Origin of the sequence: Crassaminicella indica (genome assembly GCF_019203185.1) — a bacterium.
In the GTDB taxonomy this organism is placed as follows: Bacteria; Bacillota; Clostridia; order Peptostreptococcales; family Thermotaleaceae; genus Crassaminicella; species Crassaminicella indica.
Genome location: NZ_CP078093.1, coordinates 926706 through 947207, shown reverse-complemented (window position 1 = coordinate 947207; position 20502 = coordinate 926706). Strand labels below are relative to the sequence as shown.

Annotated in this window: 20 protein-coding genes and 3 tRNA genes; 17 read left to right on the top strand and 6 right to left on the bottom strand. The window is 31.6% G+C overall.

Features of this window, described 5'->3' with window-relative positions; genetic code table 11:
* Positions 1-46 precede the first annotated feature (46 nt).
* The 11 genes from rpsF (at position 47) to KVH43_RS04490 (ending at position 8903) form a co-directional block, all read left to right on the top strand.
* Positions 47-334: a 30S ribosomal protein S6 gene (gene rpsF, locus KVH43_RS04540; protein WP_218283682.1), complete on the top strand. Its 288-nt coding sequence runs from the start codon at positions 47-49 to the stop codon at positions 332-334.
* Positions 335-352: 18 nt separating this feature from the next.
* Positions 353-751: a single-stranded DNA-binding protein gene (locus KVH43_RS04535; RefSeq protein ID WP_218283681.1), complete on the top strand. Its 399-nt coding sequence runs from the start codon at positions 353-355 to the stop codon at positions 749-751.
* A gap of 17 nt (positions 752-768) precedes the next feature.
* On the top strand, positions 769-999 hold the full coding sequence (gene rpsR / locus KVH43_RS04530; protein WP_218283680.1) for a 30S ribosomal protein S18: 231 nt from the start codon (positions 769-771) through the stop codon (positions 997-999).
* A 153-nt stretch (positions 1000-1152) separates the two neighbouring features.
* Entirely contained in the window at positions 1153-1479 is a 327-nt protein-coding gene (locus tag KVH43_RS04525) for a MazG-like family protein (protein ID WP_218283679.1), read from the top strand.
* Positions 1480-1489: 10 nt separating this feature from the next.
* A complete protein-coding gene (locus KVH43_RS04520; RefSeq protein WP_218283678.1) occupies positions 1490-2461 on the top strand; it encodes a YybS family protein in 972 nt (323 codons plus the stop codon).
* Positions 2462-2472: 11 nt separating this feature from the next.
* Positions 2473-4467: a DHH family phosphoesterase gene (locus KVH43_RS04515; protein WP_218283677.1), complete on the top strand. Its 1995-nt coding sequence runs from the start codon at positions 2473-2475 to the stop codon at positions 4465-4467.
* Positions 4464-4910, top strand: coding sequence for a 50S ribosomal protein L9 (gene rplI, locus KVH43_RS04510; RefSeq protein WP_218283676.1), 447 nt, complete (start codon positions 4464-4466; stop codon positions 4908-4910). The genes KVH43_RS04515 and rplI overlap by 4 nt, the downstream gene beginning before the upstream one ends.
* A gap of 57 nt (positions 4911-4967) precedes the next feature.
* On the top strand, positions 4968-6302 hold the full coding sequence (dnaB, locus tag KVH43_RS04505; protein WP_218283675.1) for a replicative DNA helicase: 1335 nt from the start codon (positions 4968-4970) through the stop codon (positions 6300-6302).
* 146 nt (positions 6303-6448) lie between these two features.
* Positions 6449-7081, top strand: a complete 633-nt coding sequence (locus KVH43_RS04500) for a GNAT family N-acetyltransferase (protein WP_218283674.1) — start codon at positions 6449-6451, stop codon at positions 7079-7081.
* Positions 7082-7202: 121 nt separating this feature from the next.
* Entirely contained in the window at positions 7203-7412 is a 210-nt protein-coding gene (locus KVH43_RS04495; RefSeq protein ID WP_218283673.1) for a DUF1858 domain-containing protein, read from the top strand.
* A 204-nt stretch (positions 7413-7616) separates the two neighbouring features.
* Complete coding sequence (locus KVH43_RS04490; RefSeq protein WP_218283672.1) at positions 7617-8903, top strand: adenylosuccinate synthase; 1287 nt, start codon at positions 7617-7619, stop codon at positions 8901-8903.
* Positions 8904-8957: 54 nt separating this feature from the next.
* Here KVH43_RS04490 and KVH43_RS04485 read toward each other — a convergent pair.
* From KVH43_RS04485 to KVH43_RS04465, 5 genes are all read right to left on the bottom strand, one after another.
* Positions 8958-9032 (bottom strand) — tRNA-Thr (locus KVH43_RS04485).
* Positions 9033-9227: 195 nt separating this feature from the next.
* A tRNA-Thr gene (locus tag KVH43_RS04480) sits at positions 9228-9302 on the bottom strand.
* A gap of 4 nt (positions 9303-9306) precedes the next feature.
* Positions 9307-9382: transfer RNA gene (locus KVH43_RS04475), tRNA-Lys, on the bottom strand.
* A 153-nt stretch (positions 9383-9535) separates the two neighbouring features.
* Entirely contained in the window at positions 9536-10528 is a 993-nt protein-coding gene (locus KVH43_RS04470; RefSeq protein ID WP_255547809.1) for an ATP-binding protein, read from the bottom strand.
* A 5-nt stretch (positions 10529-10533) separates the two neighbouring features.
* Positions 10534-11583 (bottom strand): DnaD domain-containing protein, encoded by a 1050-nt coding sequence (locus KVH43_RS04465; RefSeq protein ID WP_218283671.1) that lies wholly within the window; start codon positions 11581-11583, stop codon positions 10534-10536.
* 227 nt (positions 11584-11810) lie between these two features.
* Between KVH43_RS04465 and KVH43_RS04460 the strand changes: the two genes are divergently transcribed.
* Both KVH43_RS04460 and KVH43_RS04455 read left to right on the top strand, forming a co-directional pair.
* A complete protein-coding gene (locus KVH43_RS04460; protein WP_218283670.1) occupies positions 11811-13328 on the top strand; it encodes a M1 family metallopeptidase in 1518 nt (505 codons plus the stop codon).
* A 184-nt stretch (positions 13329-13512) separates the two neighbouring features.
* Positions 13513-14904 carry a peptidoglycan DD-metalloendopeptidase family protein gene (locus KVH43_RS04455; protein ID WP_218283669.1) on the top strand — a complete coding sequence of 464 codons (1392 nt, stop codon included), beginning with the start codon at positions 13513-13515 and terminating at the stop codon, positions 14902-14904.
* Between the two features lie 48 nt (positions 14905-14952).
* On the opposite strand, the gene KVH43_RS04450 is transcribed toward KVH43_RS04455, so the two are convergent.
* Positions 14953-16296, bottom strand: coding sequence for a S8 family peptidase (locus KVH43_RS04450; RefSeq protein WP_218283668.1), 1344 nt, complete (start codon positions 16294-16296; stop codon positions 14953-14955).
* Positions 16297-16460: 164 nt separating this feature from the next.
* On the opposite strand from KVH43_RS04450, the gene KVH43_RS04445 reads away from it, so the two are divergent.
* The 4 genes from KVH43_RS04445 to KVH43_RS04430 all read left to right on the top strand — a co-directional run bounded on the left by KVH43_RS04445 (position 16461) and on the right by KVH43_RS04430 (position 20478).
* A complete protein-coding gene (locus KVH43_RS04445; RefSeq protein WP_218283667.1) occupies positions 16461-17252 on the top strand; it encodes a gluzincin family metallopeptidase in 792 nt (263 codons plus the stop codon).
* A gap of 143 nt (positions 17253-17395) precedes the next feature.
* A complete protein-coding gene (gene yycF, locus KVH43_RS04440) occupies positions 17396-18085 on the top strand; it encodes a response regulator YycF (protein ID WP_218283666.1) in 690 nt (229 codons plus the stop codon).
* Position 18086: 1 nt separating this feature from the next.
* Entirely contained in the window at positions 18087-19886 is a 1800-nt protein-coding gene (locus KVH43_RS04435) for a sensor histidine kinase (RefSeq protein WP_218283665.1), read from the top strand.
* Positions 19887-19980: 94 nt separating this feature from the next.
* Positions 19981-20478 (top strand): hypothetical protein, encoded by a 498-nt coding sequence (locus KVH43_RS04430; protein ID WP_218283664.1) that lies wholly within the window; start codon positions 19981-19983, stop codon positions 20476-20478.
* Positions 20479-20502 lie beyond the last annotated feature (24 nt).

Below are 20502 nucleotides of genomic sequence, written 5' to 3'. Positions count from 1 at the left end.
GTCCTGTCTGACAGGACCGAATTAGTCCATAGGGAGGTGGAAAAGAATGAGAAAATATGAAACAATGTTCATATTAAAGTCAAACCTTGAAGAAGAAAAAAGAAACGAAGTAATCGCAAAGTTTAAAGGAATCGTTGAAGCAAACGGAGAAATCGAAAAGATTGAAGAGTGGGGTAACAGAAAGTTAGCTTACGAAATCAACAAGATGAACGAAGGTTACTATGTTGTAATGAACTTCAAGGCTGGTATTGATGTTCCAAAAGAACTAGACAGAAATTTCAGAATTTCTGATGACGTAATGAGACATCTAACTGTAAGCTTAGAAGAAAAGTAAATTTAAGGTGGTGTTTTCATGAATCAAGTAATATTGATCGGGAGATTGACAAGAGATCCTGAGCTTAGATTTACAGCAGGAAGTGGAAAAGCAGTTGCCACCTTTAGTATAGCAGTAGATAGAGGATATGGCCAAGAAAAGACAGCAGATTTTTTCAGAATAGTTGTATGGGATAAACAAGGTGAAAATTGTGCAAATTACTTGGCAAAAGGAAGTCTTGTTGCAGTACAAGGAAGACTTCAAAATAATAATTATGAAAAAGACGGAGTAATGCATTATACTATAGATATAGTAGCAAATAGAGTACAATTTCTTGATACAAGAAAAAGTAGGGATGAACAAGGTGGATTTAATCCCCCTCAAATAGATCCGGATGGTTTCCAAGCCATAGAAGATGATGACGATATTCCATTCTAAAAAGGAGGGAAATGAAAATGGCAAAGCCAAAGAGACGTGGTCGTAAAAAAAGAGTATGTAGCTTTTGTGCAGACAAAGCAACTTATATAGATTACAAAGACGTTAAGAAGCTTGGCAAGTATATTACTGAAAGAGGTAAAATACTTCCAAGAAGAATTACTGGTACTTGTGCAACACATCAAAGAGCTTTAACTACAGCTATTAAAAGAGCAAGAACAGTTGCATTACTACCATATACAGCAGAATAATCAAAAGAGAAGTGAGTGATCACTTCTCTTTTTTAGTATTTGTATTTTTTTACAGAAAGGGATTATAATAGAGTAGAACAGCAAATTTTAAAATGGGGTATCTATACAATATGGCTTAATCTGCTATAATGTATATAAAGGGGGATAAGGGTTATGAATTTAGGGGATCATCATATAGATATAACTAAAAATATAAAAACCATTGAATGGCTAAAGAGTGAATTGCTTATGACTATTGCATCACTATATGAAATATTATTAAAAGGTGCAAAAGGATCTCAGGATTTGTTGATAGATGTTTTAGCCAATATTATTATGGTAACCTATATTTTAGGAAAAAGATTAGGAATCCCTTTTACGAGGATTGATATGCGTATAGAAGATAAGATAAAATTGGGGATTTTAGAGAAACATAAGATAGAGGATTGGCATGGAGATTTATCAAGCTTAAAGCAGTATATGGATAAGAATCGTAGCTAGGAGTGATATTTTGAATACACAGAAAAAAACACGGGCATTGGTTGAAGCAGCATTGATGGCAGCTTTAATTAGCATTTTTACAATTTTGCTGATATATATACCTATATTGACACCTGTGATATTTTTAGTTCCAGTACCTTTTATAATATTAGGAAAAAGACAAGGGATATATTTTACGATTTTAGCAGTTGTTGTTTGGGGATTAGTCATAACAAGTTTGATAGGGCTTATGCAGACGATATTTTTAGTTTTATTTATAGGAATACCTGCTATTGCTATGGGGTATATGATGAATAAAAGCTATGCGCCTTATAAGGTGTTAGCAGGTGGGGCTGTAGCTGCTCTTTTAGGAATGCTTTTATCTATTAGCCTTGTAAATGTGTTGTCTAATGTGAATGTAATAGATCAGGTAATAAAACAAATGAAAACAGCTATGGATATTTATATAAAGCAGATGGAAATGTATAAGGACATGGGTGTTGAGCCTTATAAAATAAAAGAATTAAAAGAAAGTCTAGAACTTTTTATCCAAATAATAGCTATGACGATCCCTGCTGGTATGATTGTAGGGTCAGCATTTTTTGTATATATGAATTATGTTATAGCTATAAGGATATTAAAGAGAATAGGATATAAAGTTGAAGGCTTGATGCCTCTAAGATATATGAGTTTGCCGAAAAGCTTTATCATGGGAACATTTTTGATTGTGGGTCTTACAGCAATAACTAAATATCTTAACGTTGTAGATTTTCAAACATTAGTATTAAATGAATTTTTAATTTTCCAGCTTATTTATTTTATACAAGGAATTGCAGTTGTAAGTTATTTTTTAAATCATTTTAAGATAACAAAAGTGTTAAGGATTTTTATTTATTTGCTGTTATTATTTAGTAGAGAAGGTGTTTTGATCATTGCAGTATTAGGCTTTATTGATGCAATAATCAATTTTAGAAAATTAAAAAGGGACAAGGAAGAATTTTAGGAGTGCCAAATATGGGAAATAGAAGGTTTACTAAATTGTTAATACCTGATACGAAGATACATTTATGGATTATGACTTTATTTGTAGGGATTATTGCTTATTATAATTTATTGATAGGCAGTATTGGTATTATTGTATTGATATACTTTGCCTACTACAATTGGAAAGCACAGCATAATAGGGAAGAAATGTGGACAAAGTATATTGAAAATTTATCTTCTAATATAGATTCGGTTACAAGATATGCTGTATTAGATATGCCGATCCCTCTTGTAGTCATTGAATTTGATGGAAGCATTAGTTGGTACAATGCTATGTTTTCAGAAATGCTTGGTACAAATGATCTTCTTGAAAAAAATATTGAAGATGCAATTGGAGGGTTTAAACTAAACAATATTTTGCAAGATAAAGAAGATATGAGCATTGAAGTAACAATTAAAGATAGACATTATAAGGTTTTATATAATATAGTAAAAGTATCTAGAATTGATGAAAAATATATGATTATGTTATATTGGATAGATGTTACAAATTTCCAAAACCTAAAAGTAAAGTATAATGAGGAAAAGCCTGTTGTTGTTTTAGTAGAGGTTGACAATTATGATGATGTGTTAAAGAATACAAAAGAAGCAGATAGACCTTTGGTAATAGCTGAAATAGACAGACGAATAGGACTTTGGGGTTCAAGAATAAATGCTGCTATTCAGAAATACCAAAAGGATAAATATATTTTATTTATAGAAAATCAATATTTAGAGCTTTTAGAAGCAAAGAAATTTACTATTTTAGATGATATAAGAGAAATTCAGGTAGGCAATCAAATACCTATTACTTTAAGCATAGGTGTTGGAGCAAATGGGAAAAATCCAGCACATTTAGAAGAATATGCAAGAGCAGCTATGGATCTTGCTTTGGGCAGAGGTGGAGATCAAGCTGTTGTAAAAAAAATTAAGCAGCTGAATTTCTATGGAGGAAAAACAAAAGCAGTTGAAAAAAGAACAAAAGTAAAGGCAAGGGTTATTGCACATGCATTAAGGCAATTAATAGATCAATCAAAAGAAGTTGTAATCATGGGACATAAGTTTCCTGATATGGATAGTTTAGGTGCGGCTTTAGGCGTATATAGGGCTGTACGAAATAGAGAAAAGGATGCATATATTGTATTAAATGATGTGAATGAAGCTATAAAAAATCTATATGATTACATAAAAGAGCATGAAGCATATAAATTTATTACAAACGAAGAGCTTTTAAATAAAATAAATAAAGATACTTTGGTCGTAGTTGTAGATACACATAGACCTGGATTTACACAATGTCCAAAAGCATTAGAATATGCTGAGAGAATTGTTCTTATAGATCACCATCGAAGAGGAGCAGAATTTATCGATCAAGCAGTTCTCATATATCTAGAGCCATATGCTTCTTCTACATGTGAGCTTGTTGCTGAGATTCTTCAGTATATGGATGATAAGATAAGTATTGAGAAGATAGAAGCAGAAGCATTACTTGCTGGAATTACTGTAGATACAAAAAACTTTTCTTTTAAAACAGGTGTGCGTACCTTTGAAGCAGCTTCCTGGTTAAGACGTGCAGGGGCAGATACAACAAATGTAAGACAGCTTTTTCAAGATGACTTAAATACTTTTGTAGCCATAGCAGAGGTTGTAAAAAATGCACAGGTGATTAGCAATAATATTGCTTTATCTGTATGCTCAAAGGATATAGAAAATCCTTCTTTAGTAGCAGCTCAAGCAGCTGATGAACTTCTAAACATTCGAGGGATTACTGCCTCGTTTGTTTTGGGAATTAGAAGCAATGAAGAGATTATTATTAGTGCAAGATCACTAGGGGATATAAATGTACAAGTAATGTTGGAAAAATTTGGTGGAGGCGGACATCTGACAGTGGCAGGTGCGCAAATTAAAGGAAAAAAAATAGAAGAAGTTAAAGTAATGTTAGAAAAAGCAATAGAAGAATATTTTGAGGAAGGTGAAGAATCATGAAGGTAATTTTATTAAAAGATGTAAAGGGTTTAGGAAAAAAAGGTGATGTGGTAAATGCTAGTGATGGACATGCTAGAAATTTTTTAATTCCAAGAGGACTAGCAAAAGAAGCTACATCTGGGAGTATAAAGGTTTTAAAAAAACAAAAAGCTGCTGAAAAGAGAAAAAAGGATGAAGAGCTTGCAAAGGCAAAGGCTTTGGCAGATAAAATTTCAGCATTAACAGTTAAATTAAAAGGAAAAGCTGGAGAAGGTGGAAGATTGTTTGGGTCTATCACTTCAAAGGATATTGCAGAGGGGCTTATGAAGCAGCATAAAATTAAAATAGATAAAAGAAAGATTCAGTTAGATAGCCCTATAAAAACATTAGGAGCAAGGTTTGTAGAAGTGAAGATTTATCCAGAAGTAACAGCAAAGATGAGAGTAGAGGTTTTAGAAGGGTAAATATATAAGACCAGCAAAAGCTATGCTGGTCTTTATAAGATTAGGAAAGGTGATAACATGGAGCACTTTGGAAGAGTCCCACCCCATAATATAGATGCAGAGCAGTCTGTACTAGGAGCTATGATTCTTGATAAAGAAGCTATTATTATGGCAACAGAAATTATTCGTGGAGAGGATTTTTATAAGGAAGCCCATAAAGAAATTTTTGATGCGATTATAGCATTATATAGTCGAGATGAGCCAGTAGACCTTATAACGTTGTCAGAGGAATTAACGCAAAGACAAACTTTAGAAGCGATCGGAGGACTTACTTATTTAACAAGTCTTTCTTCAGCTGTGCCGACAACTACTAATGTAAAATATTATGCTAAGATAGTTGAAGAAAAATCTATTTTAAGAAGACTTATTAAGGCTTCTTCTGAGATATTAGAAAAGGGATATCAAGCAGAAGAGGAAGTAACTAGCATTTTAGATTTGGCAGAAAAAAGTATTTTTGATATTTCTCAAAAGAAATCGCAAGAGGGATTTACTGGTATTCGAGAAGTATTATTAGAAACCTTTGACAAAATTGATGAGCTATATAAAAACAAAGGTGGCATAACAGGACTTACAACAGGCTTTACAGATATAGATAGAAAGACAAGTGGACTGCAAAAATCAGATTTGATCTTAGTTGCAGCAAGACCAAGTATGGGAAAAACAGCTTTTTCAATAAATGTTGCCCAAAATGCAGCTATTAAGGCTGGTGCATCTGTTGCTATATTTAGTCTTGAGATGTCAAAGGAACAGCTTGTACAGCGTATGTTAAGTTCTGAATCTCTTATAGAAATACAAAAGATTAGAACAGGAACTTTAAGTGAAGATGATTGGCCAAAGCTAGCAAGGGCAATGGGACCTTTGGCACAAGCAAAAATTTTTATTGATGATACGCCAGGGATTAGTGTTATGGAAATGAAAGCAAAATGCAGAAGGCTAAAAATTGAGCAGGGATTAGATTTAGTTTTAATAGATTACCTTCAGCTAATGTCTGGAGACGGTAGATCAGAAAGTAGGCAGCAGGAGATTTCTAATATTTCTCGTTCATTAAAGGGTCTTGCAAGAGAAATGGATTGTCCTGTAATTGCTCTATCTCAGCTATCTCGTGCGCCTGAATTGCGTGCAGATCATAGGCCTATTTTATCAGACTTAAGGGAATCAGGAGCTATTGAACAGGATGCTGACTTAGTTATGTTTTTATATAGAGATGAATATTATCATCCAGATAGTGAAAAGAAAAATATTGGAGAGGTTATTATAGCAAAGCAACGTAATGGTTCAACAGGAACGGTAGAATTAGCTTGGCTTGGACAATTCACTAAATTTGCAAATTTAGATAAATATAGAGAAAGCTAAAGCTTAAAAGCTAACAATAGGTATAAAGGCGGTTCAAATGGACTGCTTTTATTTTTTTATACATTTTTTTATCATTAAAAGCATAAAAATCATTAGAGTAATGCGTTATAATAATATAGATAGTTTATTATATAGGGGTGTAGGATATGAAGGAGTTAGAGGGAGAAAAGGTTAATATTAGAAAATTGGTTCGTGAAGATGTGGATAAAATGCAATTTTGGGCAACCCATAAAGATCCATTGTATTTTCATTATAATTTTCCCAAAATGAACGAAGAGCAGAGTGATGAATGGTATAAAATTAAGACTAAAAAATTTAAAAGAAAAAGCTTTGCTATAGAGAATAAGGACGGGGAAGTAGTAGGTTATCTTTCTATTCGAAATATGAAATGGATTAAGAAAGAAAGTGAATTGGGTATTGTTTTGAATGCAAAGCATATTAATAAAGGATATGGAAAAGAAGCAATCACACTATTTTTGGATTATTATTTTAAAACCCTCAAAATGAAAATCCTTATATTAAGAGCAGCAAAGTTTAATAAAAGGGCTATAAAGTGTTATAAGAGCTGTGGATTTAAAATTGTAAAAGAAAGTATAGATGAATTTGAAGATCAGTATTCAGAAATATTTTATAATCCTTTATATAGTCATTTAAGAAGATTATTTATTATTTCAAATGGAAAAAAGAAAACCTGTTATGTGCATATGAAGGTTACAAAAGATGAATTTTATAACAAAATCAACAGCTTATCCACAAAAATATATGCATCTGTGGAATAAATCTGTGGATATGTGGATAAATTCGTGGAGAAGATTATAAGAAATTAACGTTTGATTTCCTTTAAAAAATGGTATAATGTTAAATAGGTTGTTATAAAATACTAACAAGGAGGATAAAAATATGGCTAAAATTACAAAGGATATGATTATAGCAGAAGTATTACAAATGGATAGAGAGTTAGCTCCAATCTTTATGAAGCATGGATTAACTTGTTTAGGATGCCCAGCGTCTTCAATGGAAAGCATTGCAGATGTAGCAGTAGTGCATGGAATAGATCCAGATGTTTTACTAAAAGATTTAAATGATTATCTTGAAAGCAAAGAAAAGTAAAAGGGAAAGGTGTCTAAATGATTTTAGGCACCTTTATATATTGATCGAAAAGATAATCTGTTCACCGAATAAAAATAAATAAAAGGATTTTAACATTCGTATTTTATTGACTAAAATAGTGTGTTCTGATACTATTAAATATGTATGTTCGGAAATAATAAATATTACTTGATTTAAATAAATGTTCAAAGGTAGGTGGCTTTTATGTCAACAGTTGTAGTTGTTGGTGCACAATGGGGAGATGAAGGAAAAGGTAAAGTAATCGATTATTTAGCAGGTGAATCAGAGGTAGTTGTAAGAGCTCAAGGTGGAAATAATGCAGGACATACAGTAGTCGTTAAAGATCAAAAGTATGCACTTCGATTAATTCCTTCAGGAATTTTATACCCAGAAACAATCAATATTATAGGAAATGGTGTTGTATTTGATCCAGAAGGTTTTTTGAAGGAAATAGAAACACTAGAAGCACAGGGAGTAAACACAGATAATATAAAAATTAGTGATAGAGCTCATGTGATTTTTCCATATCATAAGATAATAGATGCTTTAGCAGAAGAGGCTCGTGGTGGAGAAAAAATTGGTACAACTAAAAATGGAATAGGTCCTTGTTACATGGATAAGGTAGAAAGATCTGGAATAAGGATATGCGATATGATGGATAAGGATGTATTCATTGAAAAAGTATCTAAGCAAATAGAAAGAAAAAATGTTCTTATTGAGAAGGTTTATGGTGGAGAAAAGCTAGATGCTCAAAAAATTATAGATCAATATTTAGAATATGCAGAAAAAATAAGAAAATATGTTACAGATACTACTGTTGTATTATACGATGCTATTAAGGCTGGAAAGAAAGTATTGTTTGAAGGAGCTCAAGGAGCACTGCTTGATATAGACTTAGGAACATATCCGTATGTAACAAGCTCACATCCTATTTCAGGAGGTTTCCCTGTAGGTGCAGGTGTAGGACCAAATATGATTGAAGAGGTAGTAGGTGTAGTAAAAGCTTATACTACAAGAGTTGGAAAAGGCCCTTTTGTTACAGAGCAGGATAATGAAGTAGGAGATAAAATCAGAGTAGCAGGAAATGAGTTTGGAACAGTAACAGGAAGACCAAGAAGATGTGGCTGGTTTGATGCAGTAATGGTAAAATACGCTTCAAGAATAAATGGTGTAACAGCTATATCTATTATGCTTTTGGACGTTTTAACAGGGCTTGAAGAGCTTAAAATTTGTACAGGCTATAAACTAGGAGATGAAATCATAGAACATTTTCCAGCAAGTTTAAAAACTCTTGCTAAATGTGAGCCAGTATATGAAACACTACCTGGATGGACGGAAGATATAACAGGTTGTACAACATACGAAGAACTTCCAGAAAATGCAAGAAAATATTTGGAGAGAATAGAAGAATTAGTAGGTGCAAAGGTTAAGATTGTATCTGTAGGACCAAAGAGAAGTCAGACTATTGTAAGAGAGAAAATATTCAAATAAAAAATTATGGTCAGGATTGATAGGGTTTATCTAATCCTGACCTATTTTAGTTTTTGGAGCTAGTGAAGGGAATCGAACCCCCAACCAGCTGATTACGATTCAGCTGCTCTACCATTGAGCCACACTAGCATAGTTATTTTAATACATAATTGTAATAATCTTCTATATTATTATAGTACAAAAATATTTTTTATATGTCAATGATGTACTTATCAACTGAAAAATCTTTTATTTATAAAAGTTGCTTTATCTCTGATATTATTCAAAAAATAAAAAAGAAGCATAAGAACTCGTATCTTACGCCCCTTTTTTCTAAAGGTAAAATGGAGCTGGCGAAGGGAATCGAACCCCCAACCTGCTGATTACAAGTCAGCTGCTCTACCGTTGAGCCACACCAGCATCATGGTGACCCATCCGCGGCTCGAACGCGGGACACCTTGATTAAAAGTCAAGTGCTCTACCGACTGAGCTAATGGGTCATTTCTTGCTACTCACAGTTATATATAATACATGACGATTTATTAAATGTCAATAAAAAATTTGTAAAAATTTAATGGAATATATTGTATAAAATAAAGTCTGTAGAAGCAATATGGATATACTTCTACAGACTTTATAAAATTATAAAGGAGTTATTTTTCCCACCTTAAATCTGGACCGTAAAATTTATGCTTTGTAAAGGCACCAACTATTCTAGAAAAAACTCTGTCACTATAGGTATTTGCAAGTTGGGCAGGTGATAAATTAGTAGAAATGATAATTTTTTTATCTTGAATAAGCCTTGTGTTGAGAATATTAAAAATCTCTGTGTTTGTAAAAGTATTTGTGAGTTCTGTACCTAAATCATCAATAATCAATAAATCACTATCAAATAAAAGCTGATAGCTTGACTCAATATCTTTGGTTCTTTTTTTATTGAATTTATATTCTTCTAGGATTTCTAAAATTTTAAAAGCTGTTTGGTATATTACAATTTTTCCTTTATCTAATAATGCTTTTGCAATACAATTGCATAAGAAAGTTTTTCCAAGTCCGGTTGTACCGTAAAATAAAAGATTTTCATTTGATTTTGTATCAAAGTTGAATACAAATCCTTCACAGACTGTTAATATGTTTTGCATATTTTCTTTAGGAGTTAAAACTTCATTTTCAAATGGTTCATCTGAAAATAGGTCAATGTTAAAGGTTTGAAAATTTTCTTTTTCTAATATTTTTTCCATATTGGACATAGAATAAGCACGATTAATGAGCTTTTGCTTAAAACAATTACATTTTTTGTGATTATCTAAAAATCCTGTATCCTTGCAGGCTGGACATTGATAATTCATTTCTAAATAATGCATAGGAATATTGTTTTCTGTAAGTAAAATAGCTTTTTCTTGCTTTAAGTGTTCCATTTTTTCATGAATATTTGCTAAAGCTTTTTCATAATTTTGGGGATTTTCTAATATTGCTTTTGAAATGAGTATGCCGAATCTTCCTATCTCTTCGTCAATTTCTTTGATTTCAGGAACTTTTTTATATACTTCTAGTTTTCTTTTTTCTAATGCTTTAGCTTCTAAATCACGTATCTTTTCATATTCTAATAGTATTTCTTTTGTAAAGTGGTCATACAAAGTAGACACCTACCTTATTTATTCTTTCTAAATAATTTTTCTAATTGATCTTTAGAGTATTTTGTTGTACGTTGTTCGAAATTGTGGAATCGATTGTTAGGAGTTTTCTTAGCTTGTACTTGTGTGGATTTTTCAGTATTTCTCATTTTTTCTATATCTTTTACCGATTGAATATTATTTTCTTTCCAATTTTTCAAAATCCCATCAATATAGCTAAAATCAATTTTATTTTTTTTCACAGCGTATTCACAGGCTTTTAATATAATATCTATAGAAAAATTCCATTCAGTAAGCCATTTGTTCATTATTTTTTTAGTAGGTTCAGGGATTTCATTGGTAGTGAGTCCTAAGAATTTGTATATTTTTCTATATTGTGCATATTGTGTATCTGTCTTTTCAAGGTATTTATCTAATTGATCCATGTTTGTAATGTTATTATCATACCAGCTTCTAATGACAGCGCCTATATAATTTAAGTTTTTGGTATTTTTTTGTTCTACACAATACATAAAAGCTCTTACCATAAGATCTGTATCTATGTTATAGTTATAAATCCAATCTAATATTTTTTTCTTTTCACGAGGAAGCAGAGGTCTTCTGTAAATTTGGTCAATGTAACGAAACATTTCTTTAAATTCAGGAATTTTATTTGCTTCAATCAAATCATTTGGAGAACAGTAGTATGGTTTTGTAGTATCTTGTTCGTTGTTTTCTAAAATATTTATAGCTTTAAAATTATTATAAACATATAGTTGTTTTAGATTTAAAAATTCAACTGTATATTTTGTTTTATCCTCTGAATCTTCAAAATGTTTTTTGATAATCCCTTTTTGTTGCCAAAAATCCCAAGCATCTAAAACATCTGATAATGGGATATTAAGGTGTTTTGCAATGGTTTGGTGATTGATACAAAGGGATGGATCCTTATCATTTGCATATTTATAGCCTAATAGATATACCTTCACGTAGGTTCCATTAGCCATAGGCATAAAATCATTTATAAATATATTTTCTATAGGTGTATCACCTAAATCAAAATCTGCAGTTTGTTTAATAAATTGCAATATATATGCCTCCCTTTTTATTCTCATAATCATTATATCATAATTGGCAAATACATTATAAGTCGTCAATCCTTATTCTTTTTCTATGCACAATCCATTTATTAACAGTTCATTAGCTTTTAATGTAATACGTTAAGTTTAGGAAAGGGTGAAATTATTTACATATTGGAAAATACAGCACATATAGATATATAAGTAGATAAATACAAGGAAGGAAGGGGTATATCTTGACTAGGAGTAGTTATAGGAAGAAATTATTATTATTAACAATAGTAGTGGGCATTTTAACATTGTCATTTGTTAGTACAAATTTAAGAGTTGTTGAAACGATGATAACTATTTTTTATGGAGAGAAAATACCTAAAACAAAAAAGATCAATAGTTATACAATTACTGTTGATTTTGATCCTGTAGAAAGAATTTTAACAGGAAATGAATATATAAAATATACAAACGATGAGAATACTTCTTTTAATGCGTTATACTTTCATTTATATCCAAATGCATTTAAAGATGAAAAATTAGTACCCTTTGAAAAAAGTGAAATGAAATATGCTTATCCTAAGGGCTTTGAACAAGGATATATTAAGATTCATTCTATACAAAAGAATGATGTACCATTAAATTATGTGGTTATGGGAGTTGGAGAAAGTATTTTGAAAGTACATTTGGATACACCTTTAGAGCCAGGAGAAAAAATAGATCTTAAAATAGACTTTTCTGTAAAAATTCCTCCTTCTTGTGGAAGGTTTGGATATGGAGAAGATACAATCAATATTGCAAATTGGTATCCTATTCTTTCTGTATTTGATAAAAAAGGATGGCATTTAGAGCCGTATTTTGCCATCGGGGATCCTTTTTATAGTGATGTAGCAAATTATAGAGTAGAAATTTTAATGCCGCAAGAATATGTACTTGCACATACAGGAGAATGTGTAAAAAAAGAGAGCATAGATGGGAAGATTAGATGGACGCTAGAGGGGAAAAATGTAAGAGATTTTTCGATGGTTGCTAGTGAGAAATTTAAAGTAATAGATGATCAAATAAATAATATAAAAATATATTCGTATTATTTTAATGATCAATTTGGAGATTTAGCTCTTGATGTAGCAAAGGATGCAATAGGAATATTTAGTGAGACTTATGGAGAATATCCCTATAAACAGTTTTCTGTTGCTGCATCTGATTTTTTTATTGGTGGAATGGAATATCCGAACATAGTTTTTATTGATAAAACTTTATATACAGAAGAGAAGAAAGAAATATTAGAGTATATTGTTGCCCATGAAACTGCACATCAATGGTGGTATGGGATTGTAGGAAATGATCAAGTAAATGAAGCGTGGCTTGATGAAGCATTAACAGAATATTCAACTCTTTTATATTATGAAAAAAAATATGGTGTAAAGATGGAGGAGCAGGTTTATAAAAATTTGATTGTAAGATATTACAATGCTTATAAAGATAGTGAACATAATAAAGAGCAGGCTGTTTGTAGAAAATTGAACCAATTTAAAAACAGCCAAGAATATCAAGCTTTAGTTTACTATAAAGGAGCAATGTTTATAAAAAACTTGAGAAAACAATTAGGAGATGAGGCTTTTTTTAAAGCTATGAAGATTTATTTCGACAAATATAAGTATAAAAATGCAAGTACAGAGGATTTTATCCAAGTGTGTGAAAAGGTTGCAAATAAAAATTTAAGAGGAAGCTTTAAAAAATGGATTAGGTATGACAAGGAATAATATCCAATATTATACATAAACTATCTTTAACTGGAAAAACTTGTTGAAGGTTGCTAGATCGTGAAAGTATGATATAATATAATAGTTGTAGATTTATTATAAAACTTGTATAAAAAAGAAAATAAGGATAGCATATAGAAAAAATAGATAAGAAACATAGGGAAGAAGAAGGGAGCCTCAAAGGATGAAAACAGAGGAATGCTCTCAGATTTTGAGAAATAAGGTTTCTAAATACTATGAAAAATTGAATAAAAATGGAAAAGGCAAAATATACATAGGATTAATTCTTACAGCAGTATTGTTTATAGGAATATTTGCTTATAATTATCATACAGCCTATATTGTAAAAATAGATGGAAAAGTATTAGGAATTGTAAGAGACAAAAAAGATTTTACAGATGTTCTTGAGCATATGCAGGCAAGATTACATAAGGTTTATGGTAAAGACGTTAATATACATGAGAGTATTGTTTACGAAAGAACGAAAGCAGAAGATAAAGCATTGATAAAGCTAGATGAAATAGAAAAGGTAATAAAGAGCAAGGTACATTTTGAAGTGAAGGCTTATGGAATTAAAGCAGGTAATAAAGTAATTGCAGCAGTAGCTAAAAAAGAAGATGCAGAAAAAGTACTGGATCAAATCAAAAAAATTTATGTAGATAAAGAGAAAAAGCTGGAGAAGGTATATTTTGTTGAAAATGTAAAAATAGCTTCAATAGAAGCAGAAGTAAATAGTGTGAAAACTAGTGAAGATGCATTGAAAATGATTTTGCAAGGAACAGAAGAAGAGCAGATACACGAAGTGCAAAAAGGAGAAAGCTTTTGGACGATTGCAAAAAAATATAAGCTAAGCGTTGATGATTTAGTAAAAGCGAATCCAGATGTAAATCCAGAAAGATTACAGATTAATCAAAAGATTAGCTTGGTAGTACCAAAGCCTCTTTTAACTGTTGCAACAGTTGAAAAAGTAAAATATGAGGAAACAATCCCTTATGAAGTAGAATTCGAAGAAACTAGTGCCCTTTATAAAGGGGATAAAAAGATCAAAGTCAAAGGTGAAGATGGAAAAAGAGAAATTGTAGCAGAAGTTGTTAGTTACAATGGTGTTGAACATAATAAAAATATTTTAGAAGAGAAAATCGTTAAGAAGCCTAAAAAGCAAATTGTACTAAAGGGAACTAAAAACCCTCCACCAAAGAAAGGGACGGGGAGTTTACGTAATCCAACTAGAGGGGTACTGACTTCACCATTTGGTTGGAGATGGGGAAGAAAGCATACAGGAATTGATATTGGTGCTCCAAGAGGAACTCCTGTAAAAGCAGCAGATGGAGGAGTAGTTATTTTTGCTGGCTGGAAGGGCAGATATGGAAAATGTGTTATTATTGACCATGGAGCCAATACACAGACTTGGTATGCTCATAATAGTAGTATTCTTGTGAAAGTAGGGCAAAGAGTATATAAAGGACAAGTTATTTCTAAAATAGGAAGTACAGGAAATAGTACAGGACCACATCTTCATTTTGAAGTAAGAAAAAATGGTGTTCCCGTAAATCCTTTAAGATATGTAAGGTATTAAAACCTAGCTGATTGAGCTAGGTTTTTTCATTTAAGAGCTAAAATTATTTTATAGTAGTAATAAAAGAAGGGGTAGCAAACTAGGATCTAAAAGGTTGCTTAAAAAACCTAGATTTAAACCACCTTTAGGTCTTTTGTAAGGTCTTTTTCTTCTGTTATTATATAGGTCTGGTTCAAAAGGATTATGTTCATCAGGTTTTTGAATTTCTTCATTATCCAAATCTAATGCTCCTCTTATATTGAGTATTCCAGCCCCTTCAGAATATCTACTGCTGCCTATATTTATAGCAGTATTAGTAAGCTTAGCTTGAACTTCTGACGAAGAGATATCTGGATATTTTTGATAAATTAGTGCAGCTGTTCCTGAAACCATAGGTGTTGCCATAGAAGTACCAGAATGACTTACATAACTAGAATGACCTTTATTAGATAAAGAAACAATATCTACGCCAGGAGCTACTATATTAGGCTTAGATACGCCACCAATAGTAGGTCCACGACTTGAAAAGTTTGCTACAAAATCATCTTCATAAGATGTAGTACGGTTATCATCTACAGCACCAACAGTAATAACAGCTGGACTAATTCCGGGGCTTGTAATGCTACGAGGATTTGGACCGCTATTTCCGGCAGCAGTGATAACTGTTAGACCTTGACGAGCAGCTTGTGCAGCACCTTTTGCTAGAGGATCTTCTCTATAAGACTTTTCTGCTGCAGCACCTAAAGACATATTGACAATTTTAATATTGTATTTATCTTTGTTATCAATAACCCATTGGAGTCCTGCTAATATATCAGATGTAGATCCACTTCCTGTTTCATCTAAAACCTTCACGCCTATAATATTTGCTTCGGGTGCAATACCTTTATATTTTTTATTAGCATATCCATTCCCAGCAGCAATACCTGCAACGTGAGTTCCATGTCCATCATCATCATAAGGATATGATTTATTATTGACAATATCTTTAAATGCGATGATTCTATTTATTGGTTTTACCAAATCATCATGAGGGTATATGCCTGTATCAAGGATTGCAATCCCTATTCCTTTTCCAGTGTAGCCTATATCGTGTACTAAATGACCAGCAACAGCTAATGCTGCATTGTCCATACATTTAAAAACCTTAGCATCATGGTTTATAAATTGAATCATATGGTGTGCTGCGACATGATCTATTGCTTTGCTTGGAAGCTCTGCTACCACAGCGTTAATGAGAGGTATACTATACTTTATTTTTCCACCAGCATCTAATATTAAGTCATGGATATGTTCACATGTTCCTTGACTATAAACGATAGTTTTGATTGTTTCTTTTGTTCCAGCAGACATGCGTGCTACGACTATAGGATGAACGAATTGGGCTCTGATTTTATTGATATTCATTTTCATCATGCTCACTCCATATTATCTATTTTCATTACTAATGTATGCGAAAGCTAGATGAAGTGTTCATCAGAGGGTTCCTTTTATTTCCAATGAAGTTTACATAATATTATGCTATAATAGCAATGTGTCTCCTCGTTTACATATGCTGATAAAGGGAGGGGATACCAATGAAGAGAATATTAAATAGAAAAATCAGCAAATTAATTTTATTTGTATTAGTTTTGATAATGATGACAGGGATATTTAATTATGAAATTTTAAAAGTTCACGCATATCCTTTTTTTAGGGAGCTTCAGCATGAACTAATTCTTTATAAAACAAAGAACTACAAGGTAAAAGAAACAGAACATTTTATCATAAGATATTGTATGGAAGATGAAGAAATGATAGATCTTATTGCAAAGGCTTCTGAAAAGCATTACATGGAGGTTTGCGATCGCTTTAACTACTATCCTAAGAATAAAACAACTGTTATTGTTTATGATAATCCTGATGATCTTATGAAAAATGCGTCTCTTAAGCAAGGAAAGCCACCTATGGGTGTGTATTTTGCTTCTACTATTCAAATATTATCTCCTAGATTATGGATTCCTGAAACTGAGAAAATAGAAGATGTTTTTATGAATGAAGGACCGATGGTTCATGAATTTACTCATTTATTAGTAGATGATTTAGCAAAAGGGAATTATCCTTTATGGTTTACGGAAGGGGTTGCTCTGTATCAGGAGTATTTGGAAACAGGGTATATATGGGGAGAAAATTTAGCATATGAAGGGAAACCTTATACAATAGAGGAATTGACAAATGATTTCGATGAAATTGATGTAATGCTTGCTTATAAAAGGTCTTTTGAGCTTATAAAAGAAAGAGCAGAAAGAAAAGGCTTTGATGATATAAACAGGCTTTTAGAAGATTTAGGAGATGGAAAGCGTTTTGAAGAGCTTTTTATGAAAAAATAATACAAATAGTTTACAGGAACTGCTAAAAGTAGTTCCTGTAAATGTACTTATAAGAATTATTTTTTTCTGTGTATAAATATTTTTATGATATAATCATATAAGACATATCAAGAAAAGAATGAAGATAACAATGAGGTGAGAGAATGGGTAGAAAAATATTAGTAGTAGATGATGAAAGAACTATTTCGGAGATATTAAAGTTTAACTTGGAAAAAGAAGGGTATGATGTGAGTGTAGCTTCTGATGGTGAAGAAGCTGTACAAAAAACTTACCAAGTGGAACCTGATCTTATCTTGTTAGATGTTATGCTACCCAAAATGGACGGTTTTCAAGTATGTAAAAAGGTAAGAGAAAATTTCAATATGCCTATTTTGATGCTTACAGCAAAGGAAGAAGAAGTAGACAAGGTATTGGGACTTGAGCTTGGTGCTGATGATTATATTACAAAGCCCTTCAGCATGAGGGAGCTTTTAGCAAGAGTAAAAGCAAATATTAGAAGAATGGAAGCAAGTGGAACAAATGAAAAAAGCAATATACTTGTTTCAGGGGACTTAAATATAGATTTGAACAAATATGAAGTGAAAAAAAGAGGAGAAGTTGTAGAGCTTACTTTAAGAGAATTCGAGCTTTTAAAGTATTTAGCTACACAGGAAAATCAAGTTTTTACAAGAGAAAAATTATTAGAGGAAGTATGGGGCTATGAGTATTATGGCGACATCAGAACGGTAGATGTGACTGTAAGAAGATTAAGAGAAAAAATAGAAGATCACTCAAGTAACCCTAAATATATATTAACGAAAAGAGGAGTAGGATACTACTTCAGGAGGGCATAGTATGTTTAAAAGTATAAGGTGGAAATTTATTACCATATACTTCTTGCCTGTTTATATTGCCATGCTTATTGTTGGCGTATTTATTATTCAAGAGTTTCAAAAATATCATTTAGATATGGTTAGTGAAAATCTTACAAATTTAGGAAATAGAGAAGGGCTTGTTCATACTATTGCACAATTTGATAATCTAGATGATAGTAAAGAAGAAATTCAAAAAAATATAGAACAATGGCCAACAGGTTTGAAAGAAGAAATATTTGTTATAAATAGAGATTTTAAAATTATTGCTCGAAGTAAAAATAGTGGTACAAATGATAATGCCATAGAAGTATTAGATTATACACTACTTACGAATGCAAGAAACGGACAAGAAGGGGAAAAGGATATTACCATCAATACGAATACACGTCAGATCATTACAAAGAATTTGGCTTTTCCCATACAAAATGAAGGTGAATTTGTTAAGGGGATTTTGTATATAAGGGCAGATTTATCCGATATTTATAAAACATTAGATAAATCAAAAATGATATTAACGCAGGCTACTCTTTTGGCATTACTGATTACTGTTGTGCTAGGCTTTTGGATTGCACGAAGTATTACTGAGCCTATCACAGATGTTACAGTGAAGGCAGCAAGGATGGCAAAGGGAGATTTTAATCAAGTTGTTGAAGTGAAATCTGATGATGAGATTGGTCAGTTAGCTGAAATGTTTAATTATGTGAGAGAAAAATTGAATATTACTCTTTCAGAGATATCAAGTGAAAAAAGTAAGCTTGAGACTATTCTTAGTTACATGACGGATGGGCTTATAGCTGTTAATGATGAAGGAAAAATTATTCATGCCAATCCTACTGCTATGAAAATGCTTAATCTGACATCAGAAAATATAGAAAATAGATATTATGATGAGCTTATAAAGGAATATAATGAAAAGCTTACTATTTCTTATATTGAAGAAAATAATCCTGAGCGAGTAGGTAGTGAGTTAATAGAGTTTAATGATTCTGTATTTCAAGTAAATTATGCACCTTTTAAAGATAAAAAAGGTGAAAAAAAAGGTATTGTTATGGTAATACAAGATATTACAGAAAGACAGAAGCTTGATAATATGAGAAAGGAATTTGTTGCGAATGTTTCTCATGAGCTGAAGACGCCGCTTACAAGTATTAAGAGCTATACAGAAACTCTTCTAGATGGTGCTTTAGATAATAGAGAGATTGCAGAACATTTTTTAAATGTAGTAAATAGTGAAGCTGATAGAATGAATAGATTGGTTAGAGATTTACTCCAGCTTTCTAGAATTGACTATCAAAAAGAGACATGGAATATACGTGAAATTGATTTGGTAAAATTACTTGAAAATATAGTTTTAAAAATGGACATTAATGCAAAAAATAAACAGCAAAGATTATCTTTTAAGACACATGAACAAAGTGTTATAGGGTTGATAGATCAAGATAAAATGGAGCAGGTGATTATAAATATCATCAGCAACGCTATAAAATATACTCCAGAAAATGGAACTATTGAAGTGTTTCTTGAGAAGGAAGATGATCAAGGGATTATTCGTATTATTGATAATGGAATAGGTATACCACAAAAAGATATTCCAAGACTTTTTGAAAGATTTTATCGAGTGGATAAAGCTAGATCTCGAGAGATGGGAGGGACAGGATTAGGCCTTTCTATCGCTCATCAGATTATAAAAGCACATCATGGAGATATTAATGTAAAAAGCGAAGAAGGAGAAGGGACAGAAGTAATAATAAAATTACCATTAAAAGGACAGTACGTGTAATTCTATTTTAAAATGTATGTAATATGTTTGTAATAATAATAGGATATAATGTGGGTGTTATAAAGGATACGTGTAAACACTAGGAGGAATTAAAATGAAAAAAAGTATCATTACTAGTGCGTTGATTCTAGTAATATTAGGAGCTTCCGCTAGTACTGGTTATGCTGCATATAGACCAGTCCCAAGCTATATATATTCTATTAATGAAAATGAGAAAGCTTTAGAAATAATTAGTCCTAAGAAAGAGATTATTGTACAGGATAGTCTTTTGATTTCTGTGAAGGTACGAGAGGATGTATCTGTTTCATTGAGCGTTTACAAAGAGGGAACAGAGGATCAAGAAGAAGAACTTATCATAGATGAAGAAAAGGTAGAGCCAGGAGAAGCTCTTAATATGTATACAAAGCAACTAAAGGATTTAACACCAGGAAAATACAAAATCGTATTTGAAATTGAGGATCAAGATGGCAATCATCAGGATACGATTACTAAGAAATTTACAGTAAAAGATAAAGAGGAAGAAATTAATGAAACTTTAGAGCTTATAAGAGAAACAAAGGCTGTAGATGTACTAGATAATTTAAAAGAGTAGATTTTTTATCCGTGTACTTAGTAA

Bases quoted from the DNA above. Each gene is read 5' to 3' on its own strand.
- rpsF (WP_218283682.1), top strand. From the start codon at position 47: ATGAGAAAATATGAAACAATGTTCATATTAAAGTCAAACCTTGAAGAA.
- KVH43_RS04535 (WP_218283681.1), top strand. From the start codon at position 353: ATGAATCAAGTAATATTGATCGGGAGATTGACAAGAGATCCTGAGCTT.
- rpsR (WP_218283680.1), top strand. From the start codon at position 769: ATGGCAAAGCCAAAGAGACGTGGTCGTAAAAAAAGAGTATGTAGCTTT.
- KVH43_RS04525 (WP_218283679.1), top strand. From the start codon at position 1,153: ATGAATTTAGGGGATCATCATATAGATATAACTAAAAATATAAAAACC.
- KVH43_RS04515 (WP_218283677.1), top strand. From the start codon at position 2,473: ATGGGAAATAGAAGGTTTACTAAATTGTTAATACCTGATACGAAGATA.
- rplI (WP_218283676.1), top strand. From the start codon at position 4,464: ATGAAGGTAATTTTATTAAAAGATGTAAAGGGTTTAGGAAAAAAAGGT.
- dnaB (WP_218283675.1), top strand. From the start codon at position 4,968: ATGGAGCACTTTGGAAGAGTCCCACCCCATAATATAGATGCAGAGCAG.
- KVH43_RS04500 (WP_218283674.1), top strand. From the start codon at position 6,449: ATGAAGGAGTTAGAGGGAGAAAAGGTTAATATTAGAAAATTGGTTCGT.
- KVH43_RS04495 (WP_218283673.1), top strand. From the start codon at position 7,203: ATGGCTAAAATTACAAAGGATATGATTATAGCAGAAGTATTACAAATG.
- KVH43_RS04490 (WP_218283672.1), top strand. From the start codon at position 7,617: ATGTCAACAGTTGTAGTTGTTGGTGCACAATGGGGAGATGAAGGAAAA.
- KVH43_RS04455 (WP_218283669.1), top strand. From the start codon at position 13,513: ATGAAAACAGAGGAATGCTCTCAGATTTTGAGAAATAAGGTTTCTAAA.
- KVH43_RS04450 (WP_218283668.1), bottom strand. From the start codon at position 16,296: ATGAAAATGAATATCAATAAAATCAGAGCCCAATTCGTTCATCCTATA.
- KVH43_RS04445 (WP_218283667.1), top strand. From the start codon at position 16,461: ATGAAGAGAATATTAAATAGAAAAATCAGCAAATTAATTTTATTTGTA.
- yycF (WP_218283666.1), top strand. From the start codon at position 17,396: ATGGGTAGAAAAATATTAGTAGTAGATGATGAAAGAACTATTTCGGAG.
- KVH43_RS04435 (WP_218283665.1), top strand. From the start codon at position 18,087: ATGTTTAAAAGTATAAGGTGGAAATTTATTACCATATACTTCTTGCCT.
- KVH43_RS04430 (WP_218283664.1), top strand. From the start codon at position 19,981: ATGAAAAAAAGTATCATTACTAGTGCGTTGATTCTAGTAATATTAGGA.